Consider the following 15777-nt stretch of genomic DNA (forward strand, 5'->3'; position numbering starts at 1 on the left):
GGGTGGCGGTAACCGGCTAACGCCCGCACGGCGCGACGGTCCCTAACGTACACGGGTCCCCTTCTCTTTCGTAAAGGAATACCCGTGACCGATACCTTGATCAAACGCGCCGTAGAGGCCCAGTTCCGCACACGCCCGACCCTGCGAACGGTGGTGGCGCAGATGCTCGCCGATCACCTTCAGGAAAAATACCCGCCGCTGACGCTGCCCGTCGCACAGTTGCGTTTGGCGCTGCCCCGTGAGGGCGGCGGGCGTAGTTTGAGCCCGTTGCTCGAGGTGGCGCTTGAGTACATCGCCACCGGCATTTTCCCTGAGTTCACTGCACGCGACGGACTCGACGCTTACCTGAGTGATGCCAGCGGCACGCGGTTGAGCTTTGAACACAACGGCACGCGCAGCTATAAGCTGGCGGTGGTCGAAGCGGTCATCCGCGAGTTGCCGTTTATCGTGCACGTGGGCGTTCAAGACGCGCTGACGGCCTACTGGAATAAGCCCGGCGATGCCGGAGGCAGCCGCTGGCACTGGTTCTCCGCAATCTTGCAGGGCCAGCTGCGCGCCGCGGCCATCCGCCAGTTGGCCGATGATGTGCCCGCGTTGCAACGACTCATCCACCTGGCCGACTACCCTGCGCGCGAAACCCGCAGCCAGCGCGCCGGAGCAGAATCTTCGCTGCATGCCTACAGCGTGGAGACCCGCCTGGTTCAGGGCGAAACCCGAGTCACCGTGCAATCGAGCGATATTGTGTTGGTCGATGGTAAACAGGTATGGCTGTGCGGCCTGTCGGGACGCATCGAAGCGTACCCGAGCCTGGATGCGTTTGGCCAAGCCTGGGGGCGGCGCATGGCACAACGGTTCACCGCCGACAGCGTTACCTGGCAACTTTATGAGCCCGACGGCAATATTTTCGAGGTGCAGGCCGCACTGGTGCTCAATGGCCAACTCGAAGACATTGCAGCCGTAGACCTGACGCAAGCGATCACGCTGGATCGCCTGGAAGCGCTGTTCGAATCGATCACTGACCCGGCCGCGCAACTGGACGAAGCTGCGGTTACGCCACCGCCGCCCCTGCAGCGGATCGAAGCCGTCCTGCCCGACTGGCTGCAGCACGCCTCGCCGGACCTGCGTCTGGCCTACCACGGCTGCCTGCTCGAACAGGCCAGCGCCAGGCGGCTGGACAACGCAAAGACGTGGCTGGAGGGGCTGGACGACATCCGCACGTATGCCCGCCGCCATCTGGACAACCAATTGTGCCTGGAGCGCAACGCCTGGCTGACCGGAAAACGCAGCTGTGAAACAGACGCTGCGCACTACACCGCCGACCATTTGGAACTGACCTTTAAAGTGCCGTACGGCACGCTCAGCGGGGGCTATGTCGAAACGGAGCGCATGAGCCTGGTGGACCTGGCCTTGAAAAATCTGTCCGGCAAGCCGCGCGGCTCCATGACCCTGCGTGACACCTCCGGGCAGGCCATCGAAGCGTGGTTGACGCCCGACTACGTTGAGCGGCTGGTGCAACGGGTGGACATCGGCCTGAACTACACCCGCTATATTCGCCAAGCATTGCTCACCGATACCGACGAGGCGAAGCAACGTAAAAGCAGGTTCATCTCCCAGCGCCCGCTCGAGTTGAAAAGCCAGGCGCTGGAACATGCGATCAAGGGCGAAGCGGGATTGACCGCCACGGGCGCCGACTACGTGGCTGCAGTGCTCGCTGCCAGCCGCGTCGAACGGTATGTCGATAACCGCGAAATCGTCATGCGCCCACTGGCCTTTCAGCGCAAGCCTGGGGCGAAATCGGATGCGGTGCAGCACATGTTCATCATCGAGGCGCGTAACGGAGAGGACGGCCCGCACCTGCTGTATCGCCCGACCTACCGCCAGTCACTGCTGCAATTCAGCAGTCGCGAGCGGTTGCTCCAGGCCATCGTGAAACCGGGCGAACTGCAGGACAGCGTGCTGGCGTGGCTGGATGAAAACGCTAGAACCGTCTACGACAATGGCGGCTTCAGCGAACCCCATTACGTGCGCATCATCGGCATCGGTGCGGAGTTCGACCCGTTGCCCGCCGTGCCCGCGCCGGCGACACTGGCTGCGACTGACGATGAAAGCAACGCCGAGCTTCTGCAGTCGCTGACCAACGGCCAACTCATGGAGTACCTGTTTACCAGCGAAGCGCGCCAATTGCTGGAGCAGGCGGACCGCGAGTCGACCTCCAATGCCGAAAGCCGTTGGGCGCTGATCCTGGAAGGCGCGCAACTGGGCTTCAATACCTTATTGATGCTGGTACGCGGCCCGGCAGCAGTGGTGGGATGGTTTGTGCAACTGATCCAGAGTCTTGCCCAGGACTTGCCGGCCCTGGTCAGCGATGACTCGACTGCGCGGGAACTGGCGTGGATCGACGTACTGCTCAACACCGCCATGGTGCTGGTGCATAAGGCTACGGCATCGCCAACACCGCAACGTTCGCCGATTGACCAGACGACCCTCGCCCGACTGCCCCTGCGGCGCGCGGCGGACCATGCGGCAAAACCACTGCCCGTGATCAAGCGTGGGGTGGTCGGCCTGCCCTCCGAACCACCGGGTGGCGGTCGCACGCTGGTTGACTTTGACCATTCACTGGCCGGCGATACCGCATCGGCGCGCCTGCGGGACAAACTTCTCAACTACAAAGTGGCATGGCCGGACCCTGCGCCCTCTCCCGTCGAAATCGGCGCGCTCAAGGGGCTGTACAAGATAGATCGCGTTTGGCACGCGTCGGTGGGCGGGTTGTTGTTCCGGGTCAACATCGTTCCAGGGTTCAACGAAGTGTTTATTGTCCACCCCGAAAAGCCCGCACACCCCGGCATCAGGCTGAAAACCGATGGCAAGGGCCATTGGACCCTGGATCGCGGGCTGAAGCTGCTGGGCGGCGGCCCCAAACGTCTTGCGCAGCTACGCGAGGAAAACCAGCGTAAAACGCGTGAAATGGTCGCAAAAATGGAATCGCTCGCCCTGGAAATCACCGAGCAGATGAATGAGTTCAATGCATCGCTGACGCGGATGCAGGCGGCCTACGACGACTTGATCAAACAGGGCAACACACTCAAAACAGTGTGGAAACTGCTCGAGCACGCTGACACCGTGCAAAAAACCGCGCTGGTGAAAAGGCATCAACTTGAAATGCAGGGTTATGCCAGGTTGCGCAACCAGTATGAAGTGCTACTGGAGCCTTTGCAGGCACGCTATGAGCAGTTGCTCCCCCTGCGCCTGGAGCTGGTTGAGGTGGGTCGATCTCTGGAAAAGTACGGGGGTGCCGGGGTTCACGTGCGCGACCGGGCCAAAACACTGCAGACTCTGTGGGGTAACCAGTTAGCCATTCACACCTACCTCAGGGGATGGGCCGACACGCTGCGTTTCACTGGCAGTGGAGAGCCCATGTCAGAGCTGGCTTCACGCATGCTCCCGGAAAAATGGCTGGGAGATCCGACCGCTTATAACGAGCATGTCGCCAGAGCGATAGAACTGGCCGACACACTGCAACGCATGGCAACGCTCTCCCAGGCGATGGAAGCCACCCTGAATCAACTGGAACAGGACTCCGTAGCGGGCCGTGCCATACGAGAATCACTGCTGGCCGGGATCAAGTACCCCCAGCACTTCTTCTCCGAAAGCCTGAAACTCAACGCGCTGATCCCGTTGTCGTGGGTAATGGTGGAACCGTTCGAGCCTGGGCTGACACGCACGCCACAGGAAGCCCTGTACGTCGAACACCTGGAATACCGGGACCTGACCAAAGCCGTGCTGTCCCATATCGAAGTGCGCAGCAGTTCAGGCTATACCCTGGCAGAACAACGCCAGGTCTACGATACGGTGCTGGTCATGTACCGGCGCTATGAACACGCCACACAGACGCTCAAGACGATCAACCCGCGCCGCCTGCATACGACGTCCGAACGCCTGCTCAAGCAACTGGACAGTGCTCGTCGGCTGGCCGAAAGCGAGCTGGAAGCAGTTGTTAGCCAGCAGGAAGAGCTGGAAAGCCGGCAACCTGCGGCAAACAGGCTGCCTCCCAAGGCCGCCACAAAACGGGTGTTCAAAACCCGCAAGCACCGCTATTACGTCGGTGACCTGCAGTCGGCAGGTGCGGCGAGCGGCACAACACACATGGTCATCACCGACACGATGACCGGCGAAGCCATTGCCAGGTATGACCAGCAGGCGGACGGCTGGGCGCAGGCACGTCAGGACACGCCCGTGACGCCTGAACCGGCGCCCACGGTTCAATCGCTGACCACCCTGAAAAGCCAGGGTCTGGAGCTGATCCGACAACGTCAGGAGATTGAGCGCGTCATCGGCACCCAGCAGCAGAAACTGCTATCACCGCTGACCCGTCAGGAGGTCAACCCCGCGGACTGGGATGCGTTGCTCAGCACACAGGCGAGCAAGCTTGACGCGCTTGCGGACACCATTGCTCGCGAACATCCCGGCAGTCCGGCGGCGCAGGATCTGATCGATGATTTCAGGGCGAACGCCCGTGACATGAATCGCAAGGCCCAGCGCGTCACCAGCGATGCCTACAAGCAACAATGGCCAACCCTGGAAGGTATCGATTACCTGTGGCGCCACAAGGAAATCGACATCAACCTGACCAGCCAGGCTGACCCACTGCGCCCCACCTTGAGCGGCGACTTCTTTACCGAGTACGCCGTCTACGACAAGGCCCGCAAGCCAGCAGCGGTGTTGTGGTACGCGCACTTTCATTACGCATCGGCGCAGGCTGCGCCCACGGCTTACACCCGCGCCCATCTAAAACTGCCCGAGCAACGCAAATTCACGCAAAAGGATCTGCTCAAACAGCATGTGCAAGTCCAACTGCGTGCTCAGCAGGAAGCCGGCGCCGAGCCCTTGGGCAAGATCCTCTATGTGTTGATCGAGCCGCCGACAGACCGGTTGTTCCTCAACATCGCGCCGTCTACTGCGGGTTGAAACCGTAACGGTCGCCCCAGGACCCGGAGGTCGGGCCTTGGGGCGGATCGGCGCGGCGAGGCCTGGCCGCGAGTGACCCACTCAGTGCGCGAACAACGAGTTGCCTTTCTTGCCCGCCAGCTTTTCGGGTTTGATCAGGAACCGCGCCAGCGCCGGCAACAGCCACAGCGCGCCAAACATGTTCCACAGCAACATGAAGGTCAGCATCAGCCCCATGTCGGCCTGGAACTTGATCGCCGAGAAGATCCAGGTGCACACGCCGATCGCCAGGCACAAGCCGGTAAACAGCACGGCTTTACCGGTGGACTTAAGTGTTTGGTAATAAGCCTCCTGCAGCGGCAGGCCGGCGCGCAGGAAGCTTTCCAGGCGACTGTAGATGTAGATGCCGTAGTCCACGCCAATGCCCACACCCAACGCCACCACCGGCAACGTCGCGACCTTGACGCCGATGCCCATGAACGCCATCAGCGCGTTGCCCAGCACCGAGGTCAGCACCAGCGGCAGCACGATGCACAGGGTTGCCGCCCAGGAGCGGAAGGTGATCATGCACATGGTCGCCACGCACAGGTACACCAGAATCAGAATGGTCAGTTCCGACGCCTTGATGACCTCGTTGGTGGCCGCTTCGATCCCGGCGTTACCGGCGGCGAGGATGAATTCCAGGCCGTCCTTGTTGTTCTCCCTGGCGAAGTCCTGCACAGCGTGCACCGCGCGGTCGAGGGTTTCGGCCTTGTGGTCGTTGAGGAACACCAGCACCGGCGCCAGCGAGCAATTGTTGTTGTACAGGCCATCAGCGCGGGCGATGGAGTTGTTCAGCACGTCGGGGTTGCGCGACAGGGTTTCCCATTTCAGGTTGCCCTCGTTCATGCCCTTGATCATCTGCTTGGACACGGTCACCAGCGAGATCGCCGACTGCACGCCCTCGGTGTTCTGCATCTTCCACATCAACTGGTCGATGGGCGCCATGGCTTCATAGCGCGAGCAGCCTTCGGCCTTGGTCTTGACCATCACCACCAGCACGTCGGAGCTGGTGGAGTAATTGCTGATGATGAAGTTGTTGTCCTTGTTGTAGCGCGAGTCCGGACGCAGCTCCGGCGCGCCCTGGTCCAGGTCGCCGATCTTGAGGTTCTGGCTGTACCAGAGACCGCCGCCAAACGCGACCAGCGCCAGCAGGATCGAGACCGGCGCGACTTTGGCGCTGGCGAATCTGGACAGCAGGCGCCAGAACGGGTGTTCGCGGTTCGCGTCTTTCTTGCTTCTGGCGATGGCGCGCTTGCTGATGCCCACGTAGGAAATCGCCACCGGCAGCAGGATCAGGTTGGTGAATACGATCACCGCCACGCCGATGGACGCGCCGATGGCCAGCTCACGGATTACGCCGATGTCGATGATCAGCAGGGTAATGAAACCCACCGCATCGGCCAGAATCGCGATCATGCCCGGCAGGAACAATTGGCGGAAGGTACGCCGCGCTGCGGTGAGCGCGTTGTCGGCCTCACTGGACTGCAGGGCGATACCGTTGATTTTCTGTACGCCGTGGGAAATACCGATGGCGAAAATCAGGAACGGCACCAGCATCGAATACGGGTCGAGCCCGAAGCCGAAAAAGTGCATCAAGCCCAGTTGCCACACCACCGCCACCAGGGTGGTACTCAATACTGCGATGGTGCTGCGCAGGCAGTTGGTGAACCACAACAACAGGACCAGCGTAATGACGAACGCGATGCCGAAGAACAGCACCACCATCACCAGGCCGTCGATCAGGTCGCCGACCTTTTTGGCAAAGCCCACGATGTGGATCTTGACGTTGGGGTTCTGCGCTTCGAACTTGTCGCGGATCTTGTCTTCGAGTTCATGGGAAAACTTGCGATAGTCCAGAGCCAGCAACTTGCCCTGATCCTGCGGGTCCGGGTAGGACTCCAGCAACGGGATATCGACGATGCTCGACTTGAAATCGTTGGACACCAGACGTCCGACCTGGCCGGACTTGAGCACGTTGTTGCGCAGTTGATCGAGGCTGGCCGGCGAGCCGTTGTAGCTCTGCGGGATCACCTCACCGCCGGCAAACCCTTCTTCGGTGACTTCGGTCCAGCGCACGCTGGGGCTCCACAGCGACTTGAGCCCCGAACGGTCGACGCCGGAGATGTAGAACACCTCGTCGTTGATCTGGCGCAGGGTCTCCATGTAATCCTGGGTGAAGATGTCGCCGTCTTTGGCCTCCACCGAGATGCGCACTGTGTTGCCGAGATTGGCCAGGTCGTTGCGGTGCTCCATCATCTTTTCGATGAAGGGGTGCTTGAGGGGGATCATTTTTTCGAAGCTGGTGGACGGGCGAATCAGGGTCGCCTGCCAGAACAGGAAAATGCTCACCAGCAGGCAGATCACGATGACTGCCGGGCGGTTGTTGAAGATCAGGCGTTCAAGGAAGGTCGCTTTATCGTTGTGATGACTGCTCATGCTGTCCCGCCCTTATTATTGTTTTGTCGGTTCGGCGCCAGCCGATGTGGCCACACGCACACCGCCCTGCCCGACCAGAATCAGGTTGCCATTGCCCGCCGCCGTGACGGCCGAGAGCGAGATCCGGTCCGGGCGATTGAACACGCTGAAGGTCAGCCCGTCGTCATGGCTGACGACCACGCTGCCACCATTGCCGACGACGACGATGGAACCGTCATCCAGCAAGGTGGCGCCGGACAGGCCAAACTCCAGCGCTCCGCGCGCCGCGTTCAGTTCGACCTGCTCCCAGGTGCCGCCGAAATCGCTGGAGCGGTACAGATTGCCGCGCAGCCCATAGGCCAGCAGGGTCTGCGGTTGCGCCGTGCCGATCACGCCGAACAGCGAGCCTTCGTATGGGCCTTCGAGTTTTTCCCAGGTCTGGCCGTTATCGCTGGAGCGGAACATGCTGCCCTGCTCGCCGACGATGAACAGGCCGGCGTCCTTGATCGCGGCGATCGCGTTGAGGTGGTACTGGTCTTCGTTGTCGAGGCGGTCGCTGACGTCGTTCCAGGTAGTGCCACCGTCGGTGGTTTCGATCAGCGCCCCGTAGGCGCCCACGGCCAAGCCATGGCTGGCGTCGTTGAACCAGATATCGAGCAACGGGGCTTCGCGCTTGAGGTCCTGAAATTGCTGAACCCAGGTGGCACCGCCATCGGTACTCGCAAGAATCTGCGCGTCATGGCCGACCGCCCAACCGTGCTTGTCATCGATAAAAAACACCGCTGTGAGCAATTGCCGGGTGGGTACTTTGGCCTGAGTCCAGTGGCTGCCCTGGTCATCGGAATAGAGGATATGCCCGCGGTCACCGACCGCCACCAGACGTTTGCCGGCGTGCACCACATCAATCATCAGGCCTTTGATGGCCTTGGAGGATTCAATCGCAGACACCGCGGGCGCGGTGGTATCGCTGGCAGCCTGGACGGCGGTCGACAACGCGACAGCACCAAGCAGCGAGAGCGCTGTGGCCAGCATCGCAACCCTGCGTGCGGCGCGTGGGCGGCAAACAACCCAACCCATGACAGGCTCACTCATAGACCTTTCTCCCATTTATTATTTTTTGTCAGGTGGTCTCGTCTTTCCGGGCGCTGAAACCTGCACTCTAGAGCGCCTGAAGCAAGCACGGGCCATCCTAGCGGGCTTTGGAATCGCCTGACAATCGGCGGTACGTTATCTTTTGTTAACTGATGGCTTTTCGTCAGCGTCTGAATATAGCTGCATTCGCCAGAGTGATTGATTGGGCGGCAATGAATTTTTATTCCACGTATTGAATTAAGAGAATTTTTATTCCATTAATAACGTTCCTGAAAATAAAAATGCAGAGGAACACGGCGATGCGCGAACTCGGAATCGGTTTGATCGGCACAGGCTTTATGGGACGCGCCCACGCATTGGCGTTCAACAATGCCCGCACCGTGTTCGACCTGCCGGTGCAGCTCAAGCTGGCCGCCCTGGCCGATGCTGACAGTGAGCGCGCCGCGCGTTGCGCCAAAGCCTGGGGTTTTGCCCAGGCTCAGGGTGACTGGCAGGCGCTGATCGACGACCCTGATGTCGACGTCGTGGCCATCACCACACCCAACCATTTGCATTACCCCATGGCCATGGCCGCGATTGCGGCGGGCAAGGCGGTGTATTGCGAAAAACCGCTGGCGGTCAGCCTCGAGCAGGCCGATGCCATGCGCCGCGCCGCCCATGCAGCAGGCGTAGTCACGCGGGTCGGCTACAACTATCAGCACAACCCGATGATCGACCTGGCGCGGCAGATGATCGCCAACGGCGATCTGGGCCAGATCATCAGCTTCCAGGGCGAGTTCAGCGAAGACTTCATGGCCGACCCTGATTCGCCCTGGTCATGGCGCTGCGAAGTGGAACATGCCGGCGGTGCCCTGGCGGACCTGGGCAGCCACTTGCTGTCGATGGCGCGTTACCTGATCGGCGATGTAGTCAGCGTGTGCGCCGACACCCACACCGTGCACGCCCAACGCCCGGCGGTTAAAGGCAGCGACAGTCTCAAAACCATCGCGGTGGATGATCAAGTGCACGCGCTGTTGCGCTTCGCCAACGGCGCGCGCGGTACGGTGAGCAGCAGCTGGCTCAAACACGGCTACAAGAACCACCTGAGTTTCGAAGTCAGCGGCACCCACGGCACCCTGGCGTTCGATCAGGAACGCCTGAATGAGCTGCGCGTGTACCGCGCCGGCCAAACGGGCTTTGAACGTGTGCTGGCCGGTCCTGATTTGCCCGGCTACGCCGCATTCAGCCCGGCGGCAGGGCATCAGTTGGGCTACAACGAATTGAAGACTCTGGAAGTGCAGGAATTGATCATGGCGCTGGCTGGCGAAGGCGCGAATGGCAGCGATTTTGACGACGCATGGGAAGTGGAGCGACTGGCGACCGCGATTCGCCTGGCGGCGCGGGAGGAGCGTTGGGTCAAAATCAGCGAGGTGAACGGCGAGACGGCGGCTTGAATAGCTATTTACACTTCAGACGCTGAGGACTTTCTGGCATCCTGCGCCTCCCTTTTCTGACCCGAGCCCGCATTTTGTCTGACGCTCAATCCCCACGCCCGCGCTATAAATCCGAGCTGATCTACGGCCTCGAAGACCGTCCACACTTCACGGCAGCGGTGTTTGCCGCGTTGCAGCATGTGCTGGCGAGCTTTGTCGGCATCATCACGCCGACCCTGATCGTTGGCGGCGTGCTGGGCCTGGAACGCGAAGTGCCGTACCTGGTGAGCATGGCGCTGTTCGTCTCGGGGCTGGGCACCTTCGTGCAGGCGCGCACTTTCGGCCCCATCGGCTCGGGCCTGTTGTGCCTGCAGGGCACCAGTTTTTCGTTTATCAGCGTGATTCTCAGCGCCGGGTTCATGGTCAAGGCGCGAGGCGGCGGCACGGATGAAATCCTCTCGACCATTTTTGGCGTGTGCTTTTTCGCCGCGTTTATTGAAGTGGCACTCAGCCAGTTCATCGGCAAGCTGCGCAAGCTGATCACGCCGGTGGTGACGGGCACCATCATTACCCTGATGGGGCTGTCGCTGATCAAGGTGGCGGTTACCGACATGGCCGGCGGCTTTGGCGCCAAGGATTTGGGCGCGGCCAGCAATATGGGGCTGGCCGCGCTGGTGCTGCTGACCATCGTCGTGCTCAACCGCTTCAACAATGCCTTCTTGCGTCTGGGCTCGATTGTGATCGGCCTGACCCTCGGCTTCGTAGTGGCCTGGTGGCTGGGCCGCGTCGACATGGCCGCCCTGCCCCAGGTGCCGTTGATCAGCGTGCCGGTGCCGTTCAAATATGGATTTTCGTTCGATTGGGTGGCGTTTGTCCCGGTGGCGGTGATCTTCCTGATTTCGCCACTGGAAGCGGCAGGCGACCTGACCGCCAACTCGATGATTTCCCAGCAGCCGGTCAAGGGCCCGCTGTACATCAAGCGAATCAAGTCCGGACTGCTGGCCGACGGGCTCAACTCGGCCATGGCCGCTACCTTCAACAGCTTGCCGATGGTGACGTTCGCGCAGAACAACGGCGTGATTCAGTTGACCGGCGTAGCCAGTCGTTACGTTGCCTACTTTATCGCCGGCCTGCTGGTGCTGCTGGGGCTGTTCCCGATGATCGGCGCGGTACTGCAATTGATGCCCAAGCCAGTGCTGGGCGGCGCCACGCTGATCATGTTCGGCACCGTGGCGGTGGCCGGGATCAAAATCCTCGCCGAAGCCGGCCTGCACCGGCGCAATGTGCTGATCGTGGCGATTTCCCTTGGCATGGGCCTGGGCGTGGCCGCCGTGCCCGAAGTGCTGCGCGACCTGCCCAAGGCGTTGCACGACATTTTCGAATCGCCGATCACCGTGGGCGCGTTCTGTGCAATCCTGCTGAACGTATTCCTGCCCGAGACGTTCATAGCGCTGGAAGACGATGAATTTGATCCGGAATCCTCCACCCTCAAGGTGATGCAGGACCCGGACGTCACGAAATAGGAGCAGATTCAGATGCGCAAGCTCATGGTTCTATCGTTACTGCTGTTGACCTTGAGCGCCTGCGCGCTGTTGCCCAGTCGCGATCCGGTCAACATCACCGTGGTGGGCATCGAGCCCCTGCAGAGCCAGGACCTGGAAGTGCGCTTCGCGGTGAAACTGCGGGTGCAGAACCCCAATGAAACAGCGATTGAATACAACGGCGTGGCGCTGGACCTGGAGGTCAACGGGCGGCCGCTGGCGTCCGGGGTGAGTGATCAAGTCGGCAATATCCCGCGTTTTTCCGAGACGGTCGTAACGGTTCCGGTCAGCGTCTCGGCATTTTCCGTGTTGCGCCAGACCCTGGGCCTGAGCCAGACCCAAAGCCTGAACAACCTGCCGTACGTGCTGCGCGGCAAGCTGGCGGGCGGGCTGTTCGGCACCCAGCGTTTTGTGGACCGTGGCACGCTGAACCTGCCGAACACGGCGACCTGGTAGCACAGGAAAAATAATCGTGGCCTGTGGTGAGCAGGCGTGACACGGGCCACGGCTTGACTCGCCGCAGCGCTAGTCGGTGATAAAACGCACGCCAGGTTTCTCGCGTTCGTCCACGCTCAGTTCGAACACGTCCGGCCTGGCGTAATGGCCCACCACGTCGTAGTCATAACGCGCGCGCACCAGCTCATCGGTGTCGATCCGCGCGATCAACAGCCCCGCTTCGCCCAGCAGCGGGCCGGCAAGGATGTCGCCCATGGGGCCGACAATCAGGCTGCCGCCGGCGATCAACGGGCGGTTCGCGGGCCAGTTGGCAACCTCAATCCCCAGCGCGTCGGGCGAGGCCTGCACCTGGCAGGCGCTGACCACAAAGCAGCGGCCCTCATGGGCCACATGGCGCATGCTCACCTGCCACATCTCGCGCTCGTCCACCGTGGGTGCGCACCACACTTCAACGCCCTTTGCGTACATCGCCGTGCGCAACAACGGCATCATGTTCTCCCAGCACACCGCGCCGCCGATGCGGCCCACGGCGGTGTCGATGACCGGCAGGGTCGAGCCGTCGCCCTTGCCCCAGATCAGTCGTTCGGTGCCGGTGGGCATCAGTTTGCGGTGCTTGGCAACGAGACCTCCCGCCGGTTCGAAATACAACAGGGTGCAATATAGCGTGCTGCCACTGCGCTCGATCACGCCCAGCACCAGGCTGGCCCCGGTGCGCGTGGACAAGCCGGCCAGCGCCTCGGTCTCGGCACCGGGCACGTCGATGGCATTGGCAAAATAGCGCGCAAAGGCCTCGCGCCCCTGGGGCAGGCGATAACCCAATTGCGTGCCGAAACCCTCGCCCTTCGGGTAGCCACCCAGCAGCGCCTCAGGCATCACCACCAATTGCGCACCACTGCGCAGGATTTGCTCCTCGTAACCGAGGATTTGCGCCAGGGTCTCGGCCTTGCCGCCAGGCAGGGAGCCGATTTGCAAAGCAGCCACGGTAGAAACAGGCATTACGATCACTCCGGAATCAAGGGGGTTGCCCATTCTCCGGCCAGCCGGGATCATGAATAAAGCCCACTTCACTGCTGAATGATATGAACCAGACGAATATCGCCCAGGTCGACCTCAACCTGCTGAAAACCTTCGAAGCCCTGCATGACGAGTGCAGCGCCAGCCGCGCGGCGTTGCGCCTGGGTGTGACGCAATCGGCCATCAGCGCCGGGTTGCGCCGGTTGCGCGACGTGTATGGCGACCCGCTGTTCGTACGCACCGGCCGTGGCCTGGCGCCGACCTTGCGCGCCAATCAGCTGAAACCGGTGATCAGTGAGGCGCTGGACCGTTGCAGGCAGAGTCTGGCCATGGTCAATCCGGATAACGCGCACTATCAGGGACGCTCCGTGGTACTGGGCTTGTCCGATGACTTCGAGATTGCCTACGGCCGGCGGTTGATGGATGAGATCGCACACCGCGCGCCGCAACTGCGGGTGATTTTCCGTCAGACCCATAGCCAGATCGTCGCTGGCGCCCTGCTCGATCGCACCCTGGACCTGGCCATCACCGCCGGTGGTTTTGCCGAGCGCCGGCTAAGTCGCCAAGTCGTGGGTGACGGTGACTATCGGTGTCTGGTGGATGCCAACAGTCTGGCGCCCGGTCAGCCAGGCATCGACCTGCAGGACTTCGTCACGCGCGAGCATGTGCTGGTGTCGTCGGGCGGGTTTATCGGAATTACCGACGAAGGCTTGGCCGCAAAGGGGTTGAGCCGGCGGGTGTGCGCATCCACCAGCCACTTCGCGGCGCTGCCTTTTCTGCTCAAGGGCAGCCAGGCGGTCGCAACCATTCCCGGGCATGCGGCGCAGGCGATTGCGCAAATGACCAGCCTGCGCATGCTGCCTTGCCCGCTGGCGCTGCCGCGCTACCCGGTGGAGTTGGGCTGGCGCACCCAGGCGCAGCTGGACCCGATGTTGCTCAAGGTGCGCGAGGCGATTGTGGCGTGCTTTATTTAGCGGCCGCCATCAGCTTGTTGACTTCGCTGCGCACCATGCCGGAGAACTCCGGTGGCGACATCCCATCAAGCTCGGCGCGCACCCATTCGGCCCATTTGCCCTTGCGCTTGGCGCGCTCGCCAAACAACCGCGCGGCTTCGCCCTTGGCCTTGCCCAGATTGCTCTGCCACAGGTCGTAGAGACGGGCCTTTTCATCTTCCAGCTCGGCGCGTTCGGCGAGGGTTTTGTTGGCGAGATTGAAGCTCATGTTGAATTACCTGCTGCACAAATAGGTGTCATCTTACACCGTAGGTCGAACGATCCTGATTCGGTTTTTGCTGCAAACCGGCGACCGGCAAAAAAACTGCAACTTTTGTCGACGCCGGATACTCCATTGTTCACTGTCACATTCACCTGCAAGGAGTCACCCAATGGCCCGCAAAACCGCTGCCCAAGCCGCCGAAGAACAAATCAAGGATCAAGCCTTCAGTGAACTGACGGCGCTAATCGAAGAATCCGACAAGTTGCTCAAGAGCAGCGCAGCCCTGGTGGGCGAAGAAGGCGAAACCCTGCGCGAGCAGGTTGCCATCAAACTCAAGCAGGCACTGGACTCGGTTTCCAGCGTGCGCGAGCGCAGCAAGCCGGTGGTGGATGCCACCGAGACCTACATCGGTGGTCACCCGTGGCAGACCGTGGCAATTTCCGCAGGCTTCGGTCTGGTGGTTGGCCTGTTGCTGGGTCGTCGTAACTGATTGCCGGGGGGCTGCGCCTGATGCGCAGCCCCTTTTAGCTTCGCGCCAAGTCCTGCAACCGTTGAAGATCCTGCGCGTCAATCTCGATACCCGCTTCCAGCGACTTCGCCCGCGTGCGATGGCGCCGATCCCCCGGTAACCGCCGTAACCCTGCCGCATGCATCTGCCGCACCAGTTCCTGGCTGCGCTCGGCGAAGCTCTGCCCGGCAGTTTTGCTCGGGTCGATCACGATCAGCAATTGCCCGGTCCAGGGCGTGCGCGCCCCCGGATGGTCCGCCCAGTTGAATTCGAAAGAAAAATTGCCGCCCGTCAAGGCCGCCGCCAGCAGCTCGACCATCATGGATAACGCCGAGCCCTTGTGGCCGCCGAAGGGCAACAGCGCGCCGCCTTCCAGCACCGCCTTGGGATCCTGGGTGGGCTGGCCGAGGCTGTCGACGCCCATCCCGGGGGGCAGGCGCTCGCCCTTGCGCGCGGCGATCTGCACATCGCCATGGGCGATGGCGCTGGTGGCAAGGTCAAACACAATCGGCGGGCCGTCGGCACGGGGGGCGGCAAACGCGATGGGGTTGGTGCCGAACAGCGGCCGGTCGGCGCCATGGGGCACCACGCAGGTCATGCTGTTGACCACGCTCAGCGCCACCAGGCCTTCTTCGGCGAAGGGTTCGACGTCCGGCCACAGTGCGGCGAAATGATGGGAGTTGTGAATCGCCAGCAAGGCAATCCCGGCGCTGCGGGCCTTGTCCACCAGCAGCGCGCGCGCCGCCTCCAAAGCGGGCTGGGCAAACCCGTTGCCGGCGTCCACGCGCACGAAGCCTGAAGCCACATCCGTCACCTGCGGCACGGCCTGGCCGTCGACCCAACCGCTGGCCAGTGTGCTGAGGTAACCGGGAATACGGAAAATGCCATGGCTATGGGCGCCGTCGCGCTCGGCACTGGCGCAATTGCGGGCAAGGATCGCGGCCACTTCGGGCGAGGTGCCGTGCTTGACGAACAGGCCGTGCAGCAACGCCACCAACGCCTCAAAACCGATGAACGCTGAAGGAGGGTCGACGATCGGGGACTGGGCAGACATCTGTAGCTCCGATTTTATAAGGGCGAGACAACGAGAATGCACACCGCCGATTAAACAACGCGGCCCGTGGCTGCTGTCAACGTC

General features: G+C 61.8%; 11 protein-coding genes. 6 read left to right on the forward strand and 5 right to left on the reverse strand.

The window, feature by feature from the left end:
- The first annotated feature begins 84 nt into the window (after positions 1 to 84).
- Positions 85 to 4965, forward strand: a complete 4881-nt coding sequence (locus TU75_RS00930) for a dermonecrotic toxin domain-containing protein (RefSeq protein ID WP_060547949.1) — start codon at positions 85 to 87, stop codon at positions 4963 to 4965.
- 81 nt (positions 4966 to 5046) lie between these two features.
- On the opposite strand, the gene TU75_RS00935 is transcribed toward TU75_RS00930, so the two are convergent.
- Together TU75_RS00935 and TU75_RS00940 are read right to left on the reverse strand one after the other, a co-directional pair.
- Positions 5047 to 7422 (reverse strand): efflux RND transporter permease subunit, encoded by a 2376-nt coding sequence (locus TU75_RS00935; protein WP_060547950.1) that lies wholly within the window; start codon positions 7420 to 7422, stop codon positions 5047 to 5049.
- Between the two features lie 15 nt (positions 7423 to 7437).
- The gene (locus TU75_RS00940; RefSeq protein ID WP_032871155.1) at positions 7438 to 8478 is read right to left on the reverse strand and encodes a WD40/YVTN/BNR-like repeat-containing protein; all 1041 of its coding nucleotides are present in this window, start codon (positions 8476 to 8478) and stop codon (positions 7438 to 7440) included.
- Positions 8479 to 8792: 314 nt separating this feature from the next.
- On the opposite strand from TU75_RS00940, the gene TU75_RS00945 reads away from it, so the two are divergent.
- The 3 genes from TU75_RS00945 to TU75_RS00955 all read left to right on the forward strand — a co-directional run bounded on the left by TU75_RS00945 (position 8793) and on the right by TU75_RS00955 (position 11902).
- The gene (locus tag TU75_RS00945) at positions 8793 to 9926 is read left to right on the forward strand and encodes a Gfo/Idh/MocA family protein (protein ID WP_060547951.1); all 1134 of its coding nucleotides are present in this window, start codon (positions 8793 to 8795) and stop codon (positions 9924 to 9926) included.
- 74 nt (positions 9927 to 10000) lie between these two features.
- Positions 10001 to 11428: a nucleobase:cation symporter-2 family protein gene (locus TU75_RS00950; protein WP_060547952.1), complete on the forward strand. Its 1428-nt coding sequence runs from the start codon at positions 10001 to 10003 to the stop codon at positions 11426 to 11428.
- Positions 11429 to 11440: 12 nt separating this feature from the next.
- A complete protein-coding gene (locus tag TU75_RS00955; RefSeq protein WP_003236341.1) occupies positions 11441 to 11902 on the forward strand; it encodes an LEA/WHy family protein in 462 nt (153 codons plus the stop codon).
- Positions 11903 to 11971: 69 nt separating this feature from the next.
- On the opposite strand, the gene TU75_RS00960 is transcribed toward TU75_RS00955, so the two are convergent.
- Positions 11972 to 12898, reverse strand: a complete 927-nt coding sequence (locus tag TU75_RS00960) for a carbon-nitrogen hydrolase family protein (protein WP_060547953.1) — start codon at positions 12896 to 12898, stop codon at positions 11972 to 11974.
- 83 nt (positions 12899 to 12981) lie between these two features.
- On the opposite strand from TU75_RS00960, the gene TU75_RS00965 reads away from it, so the two are divergent.
- Positions 12982 to 13890: a LysR family transcriptional regulator gene (locus TU75_RS00965; RefSeq protein ID WP_060547954.1), complete on the forward strand. Its 909-nt coding sequence runs from the start codon at positions 12982 to 12984 to the stop codon at positions 13888 to 13890.
- On the opposite strand, the gene TU75_RS00970 is transcribed toward TU75_RS00965, so the two are convergent.
- The gene (locus tag TU75_RS00970; RefSeq protein ID WP_003236345.1) at positions 13883 to 14137 is read right to left on the reverse strand and encodes a hypothetical protein; all 255 of its coding nucleotides are present in this window, start codon (positions 14135 to 14137) and stop codon (positions 13883 to 13885) included. The two genes, TU75_RS00965 and TU75_RS00970, sit on opposite strands and share 8 nt — an antisense overlap.
- A gap of 163 nt (positions 14138 to 14300) precedes the next feature.
- Here TU75_RS00970 and TU75_RS00975 point away from each other — a divergent pair, with 163 nt between their 5' ends.
- Positions 14301 to 14621: an ElaB/YgaM/YqjD family protein gene (locus TU75_RS00975; RefSeq protein ID WP_003236346.1), complete on the forward strand. Its 321-nt coding sequence runs from the start codon at positions 14301 to 14303 to the stop codon at positions 14619 to 14621.
- Positions 14622 to 14655: 34 nt separating this feature from the next.
- On the opposite strand, the gene TU75_RS00980 is transcribed toward TU75_RS00975, so the two are convergent.
- On the reverse strand, positions 14656 to 15693 hold the full coding sequence (locus TU75_RS00980; protein WP_003236347.1) for an Ldh family oxidoreductase: 1038 nt from the start codon (positions 15691 to 15693) through the stop codon (positions 14656 to 14658).
- Positions 15694 to 15777: the final 84 nt, after the last annotated feature.

The sequence above is a fragment of the Pseudomonas poae genome (assembly GCF_001439785.1).
GTDB classification, from domain to species: domain Bacteria; phylum Pseudomonadota; class Gammaproteobacteria; order Pseudomonadales; family Pseudomonadaceae; genus Aquipseudomonas; species Aquipseudomonas poae.

What these genes read in the sequence shown, in the direction of transcription:
- TU75_RS00935 (WP_060547950.1), bottom strand. Translation starts at nt 7,422, where the DNA reads ATGAGCAGTCATCACAACGATAAAGCGACCTTCCTTGAACGCCTGATC.
- TU75_RS00940 (WP_032871155.1), bottom strand. Translation starts at nt 8,478, where the DNA reads ATGGGTTGGGTTGTTTGCCGCCCACGCGCCGCACGCAGGGTTGCGATG.
- TU75_RS00945 (WP_060547951.1), top strand. Translation starts at nt 8,793, where the DNA reads ATGCGCGAACTCGGAATCGGTTTGATCGGCACAGGCTTTATGGGACGC.
- TU75_RS00955 (WP_003236341.1), top strand. Translation starts at nt 11,441, where the DNA reads ATGCGCAAGCTCATGGTTCTATCGTTACTGCTGTTGACCTTGAGCGCC.
- TU75_RS00960 (WP_060547953.1), bottom strand. Translation starts at nt 12,898, where the DNA reads ATGCCTGTTTCTACCGTGGCTGCTTTGCAAATCGGCTCCCTGCCTGGC.
- TU75_RS00965 (WP_060547954.1), top strand. Translation starts at nt 12,982, where the DNA reads ATGAACCAGACGAATATCGCCCAGGTCGACCTCAACCTGCTGAAAACC.
- TU75_RS00970 (WP_003236345.1), bottom strand. Translation starts at nt 14,137, where the DNA reads ATGAGCTTCAATCTCGCCAACAAAACCCTCGCCGAACGCGCCGAGCTG.
- TU75_RS00975 (WP_003236346.1), top strand. Translation starts at nt 14,301, where the DNA reads ATGGCCCGCAAAACCGCTGCCCAAGCCGCCGAAGAACAAATCAAGGAT.
- TU75_RS00980 (WP_003236347.1), bottom strand. Translation starts at nt 15,693, where the DNA reads ATGTCTGCCCAGTCCCCGATCGTCGACCCTCCTTCAGCGTTCATCGGT.